The sequence below is a fragment of the Streptococcus sp. 2022WUSS135 genome, assembly GCF_044427045.1.
In the GTDB taxonomy this organism is placed as follows: domain Bacteria; phylum Bacillota; class Bacilli; order Lactobacillales; family Streptococcaceae; genus Streptococcus; species Streptococcus hashimotonensis.
Genome location: NZ_JAOTGL010000023.1, coordinates 19265 through 27364 on the forward strand (window position 1 = coordinate 19265; position 8100 = coordinate 27364).

Sequence of the window (8100 nt, forward strand, 5' to 3'; positions counted from 1 at the left end):
CTTATGATAAAATAGGAGTATGATCAATCGAAATACTGAAAACCAATTTAAACTTGTATCAAAATACTCACCGTCTGGTGACCAGCCCCAAGCCATTGAAGCCTTGGTTGATAACATCGAGGGGGGCGAAAAAGCCCAGATTCTCATGGGGGCGACTGGTACTGGTAAGACCTACACCATGAGTCAGGTCATCGCCCGTGTCAATAAGCCTACCTTGGTCATCGCCCACAACAAGACCTTGGCTGGTCAGCTCTACAGCGAGTTCAAGGAATTCTTCCCAGAAAATGCGGTCGAATACTTCGTTTCTTACTATGATTACTACCAGCCAGAAGCCTATGTACCGTCTAGCGATACCTATATCGAGAAGGACAGTTCGGTCAATGATGAAATTGACAAACTCCGTCACTCAGCGACCTCAGCTCTTCTCGAACGGAATGATGTCATCGTCGTTGCCTCCGTTTCCTGTATCTACGGTTTGGGATCGCCCAAGGAATATTCTGATAGCGTGGTCAGTCTGCGACCAGGACAGGAGATTTCCCGTGACCAGTTGCTTAATTCTTTGGTCGATATTCAGTTTGAGCGCAATGACATCGACTTCCAACGGGGACGTTTCCGTGTACGTGGAGATGTGGTGGAAATTTTCCCAGCTTCTCGTGATGAGCATGCCTTTCGTGTGGAGTTTTTCGGGGATGAAATCGACCGCATTCGTGAGATTGAGAGCCTGACAGGTAAGGTTTTGGGCGATGTGGACCACTTGGCGATTTTCCCTGCCACCCACTTCGTGACCAACGACGACCACATGGAAACGGCCATTGCCAAGATTCAGGCGGAACTGGAAGAGCAGCTCAAGGTCTTTGAGGCAGAAGGAAAACTCTTAGAAGCTCAGCGATTGAAACAACGAACCGACTACGATATCGAGATGCTTCGGGAAATGGGCTACACCAACGGAGTCGAGAACTATTCACGACACATGGACGGGCGAAGCGAGGGCGAGCCTCCATATACCCTGCTGGACTTTTTCCCTGAAGACTACCTGATTATGATTGACGAGAGCCACATGACCATGGGGCAGATTAAGGGGATGTACAATGGTGACCGCTCACGCAAGGAGATGTTGGTCAACTATGGTTTCCGCCTCCCGAGTGCACTGGACAATCGTCCGCTGCGCAGGGAAGAATTTGAGAGCCATGTCCATCAGATTGTCTATGTATCTGCGACGCCGGGTGATTATGAAATGGACCAGACCGATACCGTTGTCGAGCAGATCATTCGGCCGACAGGGCTTTTGGATCCAGAAGTGGAAGTCCGTCCAACCATGGGTCAAATGGACGACCTCTTGGGTGAAATCAATGCCCGTGTTGAGAAAGGCGAACGGACCTTTATCACTACCCTGACCAAGAAAATGGCAGAGGACTTGACCGACTACCTGAAAGAAATGGGTGTCAAGGTCAAGTATATGCACTCGGACATCAAGACCTTGGAGCGTACGGAGATTATCCGTGATTTGCGTCTGGGTGTCTTTGATGTCTTGATAGGGATTAACCTGCTTCGTGAAGGGATTGACGTGCCAGAGGTAAGTTTGGTGGCTATTCTAGATGCTGACAAGGAAGGCTTCCTCCGTAATGAACGAGGGCTCATCCAGACAATCGGTCGGGCGGCTCGTAACTCTGAGGGCCATGTGATTATGTATGCGGACAAGGTCACCGATTCCATGCGCAAGGCTATGGACGAAACAGCCCGCCGCCGTCAAATCCAGATGGCTTATAATGAAGAACATGGTATCATTCCACAAACTATTAAAAAGGAAATCCGTGACCTGATTAGCGTGACCAAGGCTGTCACTCAGGACAAGGAAGAAGTGGTGGACTTCAATGCTCTTAACAAAGACGAACGCAAGGCCATGATCAAGAAACTGGAAGGTCAAATGCAGGAAGCAGCAGAAGTGCTTGACTTTGAACTGGCAGCCCAGATTCGTGATATGGTCATCGAGTTGAAAAATATGTAGTAAGAGTTGCTAAGTTCAGTGATTTAAGTAGAATGAAATTACAAGAGGCGGCAGGTAGAAATTGACCTGCCACCTTTTATAATACTTAAAATTTTTACTTTGGGACTTAGGGACAAAAAATTTGTCCCTGTCCCTATAAAAGGTTATAATGGTTTCTATACTATTTAGGGAATAGGAGAGTTTTTATGAAGAATATTTTTGGTGAAAAACGACAGCGGTTCGGTTTTCGGAAACTGTCAATTGGACTTGTCTCGGCAGCTGTAGCAAGTTTGTTTTTTGCATCGTCGGTTGCAGCAGCACCGTCAGCTAGTGCTCAGTCTATCAATTATTCCTATGTGACAGAGCAAGAGTTGACAGATGCAGAAAAGGAGTTGATTATTCGTGACTTGCCTGACTTAGCTCAGGAAACGGATGCAAATTATTACCTGATCTATCGTCCGGCTACCGGAACAGCATCTACTTCATCGACAAGCACGTCTCAAGTTTTGCCAAATACTGGCTCCGTAGAAACTGGACTATTGGTGGCGGGCGGAGTGTCTCTCCTATTATTGGCTGTTAGATTTGGTAAAAAAGGTAAGAAAGAGTTGGCAGGTGTCATCCTTTTGACAGCTACGGGAGCAAGCTTCTTCGGCCCAACTAGCTCCGCATTGACGAGTCAAATTTTGGCTCAATATAACCATGCTATCGAAATATCTGCCGGACAAGCGTTACCGACCCCAGCTGAGATTGATGGCTACGTTTATGTAGGATATTTGAAGGATAGCAAAGCTATTGAACAAACTACTTCGGAAGAGGAAAAAACAGCGGAATTCCCAGCATCAGAAGGAATCCGTACAGAAACCATTGTCAACAAGACAGAGACTATTCCATTTGAAATTCAAACCGTAGAAAATCCCCAATTATCTGCGGGGACAGAGCGAGTGGTACAAGAAGGACAGGATGGGGAGCGTACTGTAACGATTAAACAAGTCCATTCAAAAGGTCAAATTATTTCGGAAGAAGAGATTTCCTCGACGGTTACAAAAACTGCTGTTCCAAAGATTGTTGAAGTTGGTACAAAACAAGCAACCGATGATATTGTTACAGAAGTACCAGATACAGAACCAAGTTATGAAAACTCGACGAATTCTTTAACAGAAGAAACAGTTACTCATACCGAAGTCTTTGCCTTTGATGTGCAAGAAATCTATGATGTAAACTTGGCAGAAGGTAGTCGTGAAGTTGAACAGAAGGGACAAGATGGTGTTCGGACAATCGAGACTAAGAATTATTATGCCGATGGTGTACTAATCAAATCCGAACAAGTTTCAGATGTAGTGACAAAAGAACCAGTAACAGAAGTTGTAAGAGTAGGCACGAAAACAACAGATGTTATTGGATCTGAAACCGTTGTAACAACAGAAGAGCTTCCGTTTGAAATGACAGTCACAGAAACAGAAGAACTTTATGTTGGAGAAGAAAAATTCATTACTGAAGGTAAGGTTGGTTCTAAGGAAGTTACCACTACTTATCAGACAATCAACGGAGTCCGTCAACCAAACCCAACAGTGACTGAGAGAGTCCTTGAAGAGCCAACAACGAAAGAGGCTCTCAAAGGAACAAAACCAATAGAAGGTACGGAAACCGAAACTAATCAAGTTGAAATTACCTTTGAAACAGAGTATGTTGATGACCCGACACTGCTAGAAGGTAAGTCCAAAGTTGTAACGGCGGGTGTAAATGGCTCTAAGACAGTTACAACAACTTACCAGACTATCAAGGGAGTTCGTCAGGAAAATCCTACTGTAACAGAAGAAATCACCAAACAACCAGTCAAGCAAGTGATTGCGCGTGGTACAAAAGTTGAAAAAGTCCCACAAGTGATTATCACAGACTTGGTTGAAAATGACGATGCCAAGTCAGCGACAATTAGCTACAAGTTGACAGATGAAACTGCCAACTTCCAACGAGCTGTTGCTCTCCTCTATGATAATACAGGTGCCTTGGTACAGGAACAGGCCATTACAGATCCAAATGGCCAGTTGACACTTGAAAATCTTGATTTCTACACAGACTACACTGTTAAGACTAAGATTTTCTACACAATGGCAGAGCAGGAACAAAGCTCAGAACAAGAAGCTATTCTTGAAAGCATGCGCAAATTTGATTTGGTCTACAAGAAGATTGAAATCAAGGATATTGATGCGGTGACTGTTTACCGTCGTAAGAATGGTAGTTACATCGGTCAAGAATTCTTGGAAGAACTGCCAACAAACACAGATGAGTTGTTTATCAAGGTGACTTCGGACCGCTTCAAGGAAGTATACCTACCTGTGTCAAGCATTGAAGAAACAACCTTGAATGGCAAGGCAGTCTTCAAACTAGTTTCATCCTTTGATGAATTGGTGCAAGATAAGGATGCCAAATACATTGCCAACCGTGAATTCTACATTCCGAAGATGACGACTGATGCAAATACCTACACATCCTTCAAAGCTTTGATTGATGCTATGAAGGCAAATCCAAAAGGCACCTTCAAACTAGGAGCGCATTTGGACGCAAGTGAAGTTCCTGTTGGAGATGTTGCATCGTATGTGACCAACTTTAGTGGGACTTTGGACGGCTTAAATGACGGCTACGCCTTCTCTATCAGCAACTTGAAAGCACCATTGTTCTTTAACTTGAGTGGTAAAGTTCAAAACTTGGATATTAAAAATGCAAGTTTGAATACAACTTCTAAGAACCCACTTGCGACAATTGCTATCAATGCAAATGGTGCAACCATTACAAACGTAGCAGTAGAAGCAAGCCTAAAAGGTCCGCAAAACGTATCAGGTCTGGTTCATTCTGCAACCAACACTACTATCAAGGATGTATCCTTCAAGGGAAGTCTTGAAACGACTGGTACTGGTGCAACGCTCATGGGTGGTATCTTGGGTAATGGTACGATGGCAAGTGTTGGAAATGCCAAGGTTGATGCAACGATTACTCTGCCAGGTACGGAGAATCAAGTAGCTGGTGGTATCGTCGGTCGTACCATGCTTGTCTACGATGTACCAGGAAGCGTCTATAATTCTTATGCAACTGGTTCTATTGTGACGACTGAATCAGCTGCCATCATCGGCGGAATCGCAGGAGCCAACCAAGTAACGGGTGCCTATGCTCCATATAGTGGTAATGTCAACAATGTTATCAGTGATATGACTGGTGCGACAAGCATTATCGGTCAACCAGCAAATCCAAATGGTAAGATTAAAGACGGATTTACAACAACATCCGATAGCTTGAGTAATGTCACTGTTATCACTGATGAAGAAGCGCAAGCAAAAGTGGAAGCTATGGCTATTCAAGCGACAATCGACGATTCTGTACCGCTTAATCTCAATCATTATTCAGTAGACTACTTGACCTTGGATAAGGCACAGGCTGACCATGAAATCGCCTACTACAACATGGAGAAAATCTTGCCATTCTACAACAAGGAACTTCTTGTCTATTATGGAAACAAGATTGCGACAGATGATAAGCTCAACAAGGTTCGTTTGCTGGATGTTGTTCCGATGAAGGACAATATTGTAGTTGCTGATGTCTACGCTGAGAAGGCCAATATCAATAAGATTATGCTTCACTATGCAGATGGCACTGTGGACTACAAGACAGTTTCTTATCTAGAAGACTTCAAGAATAATCATGTGGTCGAGTACACCATTTCAGGTACGGACTTGATTTATACGCCAGAATCATTCTTGAATGACAGAAGTGCCCTTGTCAATGACTTGGTAAGCAGCCTATCTACTGTTGTCCTTGATTCAGATGCTATGAAGGCCATTATCAATTATCCTACAAAATTAAATGCGGATACTCAGACTGGTACAGCTAAAGACTTCTACTTTGGTGAAAGCTTTGAACAAGTGAAAGCCAACCTAGAGAGCAACGTTCGTAAGATATTGGTTGCTAGTCTAAATGGTCAAGGTCAGGCTTCTGAAGACTACATCAAAGAGAAAATCACCAATAACAAAGAAGCCTTTGTGCTCGGTTTGACCTACTTGAACCGTTGGTATGACATCAACTTCGGAGAGATGAATACCAAAGATTTGACCATCTTTGAACCTGACTTCTTCGGAAATGATGCAGCATCTGCCCTTGATATGATTCTTGCAATTGGTAATGGTGGCTATGATGTTCTTCGTGCCCACAACAACGTGACCACTTTTGCATCCATCATTGGTAAACAAAATAATCAGACCAAGCTTTTCGATATGCTGGAAGATTATCGTCAGCTCTTCTTGCCAGAAATGACCAACAACGATTGGTTCAAACAAACGACTAAAGCATATGTGGTTGAAGGTAAGTCCTTGATTCCAGAAGTAGCTGCTAAGCAGGAAACGACAGATACTTACAGCAAGTACAATGTCGGGGCCTACAGCAAGATTGTGAATGACACGGTGTCTAACCCAACTTGGAAGTACAACCACATGCTCTTACCACTCTTGACCCTGCCACAAGAAAATATCTTTATCATTACCAACATGAACACCATCGCGATTGGTTCATACGAGCACTACGTGGATGATTATTCAACAGTGGAAAATCGTGATAAGGTTCGTCAGATGGTTGATTTGGCGGCAGAACGTCAGCGTGATAATGCAGACTTCTGGTATAAGATTTTGGACGAAACCAACCGTGTCAAGCTCTTCAGATCTGTCCTCAATAACGAAGGTTACGTCATGTACGGTAAAGATGGCACGAAGTCTTATCGCAACTTGACAGCCGATGTTGATGCTATCCAAGATTTCTACGGTCCTATCAACAAGTGGTACCGTGAGCATCCGTCTATTAAGACTGCCTTTGCGGATGGAAGTGAGACCTACTATATCACTTACGATATGCTGTCAGATTATGGTACAGCCCTTTATACCCACGAAATGGTCCACAACCAAGATGGCGATATTTATCTGAAAGGCTATGGCCGCCGTATTGGTCAAGGTATGGAAGTTTATGCTCAAGGTCTTCTGCAAAATGTCTTCAATGTCACTGAGATGAACCTTGGATTCAACGCTGTCTATAATAGCGATGATGCCAACCGTGTCCATGTCGGAGATCCAGTTGCACGTTTCAACAGCGAGGCTGATTTCAATGAGTATTACCATAACCAGTTTGATGTGCTTTACTTGCTGGATTACCTAGAAGGTACAAACATCTTGGCTCAATCAGATGCTAACAAGAAAGCATGGTTGCGTAAGATTGAAAACTACTATGTCCAAAATAATGGTGTTGATACCCATGCTGGAAACTCTGCGCGTGCATTGACAGATGACGAAGTTGCAAGCTTGAAGTCCTTCAATGATTTGATTGATCAGAGTATTATCGTTCAGCGCCAGTATGTGAACAATACAGCAAACACAAGCAAGAAGTGGGATCGAAACAGTTATGTCAGCGTTCCAATGTTTGCAGCTAACTTCTCAGCCCTTTCAAACTCAAACGGTTCACCAGGTGACATCATGTTTCGCCGTATGGCCTTTGAATTGATTGCTGCTAAAGGCTACACAGATGGTTTCGTACCGTATGCTTCTGGGCAATTATCTGACCTTGCTATGGAGAAAGGCTCAATCATCTACGATACTTGGAACAAGAAAGATACTGGTTTGATTACGGATGACCATGTTCTAGAATATGTCTTCCAAGGTCAGTATGCTACATGGGCTGAATTCAAGAAAGCCATGTTTACTGAGCGTGTTGACAAGGCAAATGCAGGCAAGTTGAAACCGTTCACTATGCAGTATGAACTTGGTAATGCAAACTCAACCAAGGAAGTGACTGTCACAAGCTTTGAACAACTTCAAAACTTGATGAAAGAAGCCATGGAGGCAGACATCCAAGCGAACAGCCTCAACTTGAACAATAGTCGTGTTCATGCACTTAAAGTGAAAGTTTATCAAGCCTTGATGAACTCTACAAATGACTTCAGAACATCGATTTTTAATTAAATAATCATGACCACCCGTCAAACGGGTGGTTTGAACAAGGGCTATAAGCCCACATCACCAGCCAGCGCCTAAAGACGCTGGCTTTCACTTTGTTCAAGCCTCACTGCTTTTGACTCGTCACTAGCCTCT

Annotated in this window: 2 protein-coding genes; both read left to right on the forward strand. The window is 43.8% G+C overall.

Annotated features, from left to right (window positions below):
- Positions 1–19 precede the first annotated feature (19 nt).
- Positions 20–2005: an excinuclease ABC subunit UvrB gene (gene uvrB, locus ODU45_RS07655; RefSeq protein ID WP_398581078.1), complete on the forward strand. Its 1986-nt coding sequence runs from the start codon at positions 20–22 to the stop codon at positions 2003–2005.
- Between the two features lie 185 nt (positions 2006–2190).
- A complete protein-coding gene (locus ODU45_RS07660; RefSeq protein ID WP_398581079.1) occupies positions 2191–7971 on the forward strand; it encodes a ZmpA/ZmpB/ZmpC family metallo-endopeptidase in 5781 nt (1926 codons plus the stop codon).
- The last annotated feature ends 129 nt before the right edge of the window (positions 7972–8100 follow it).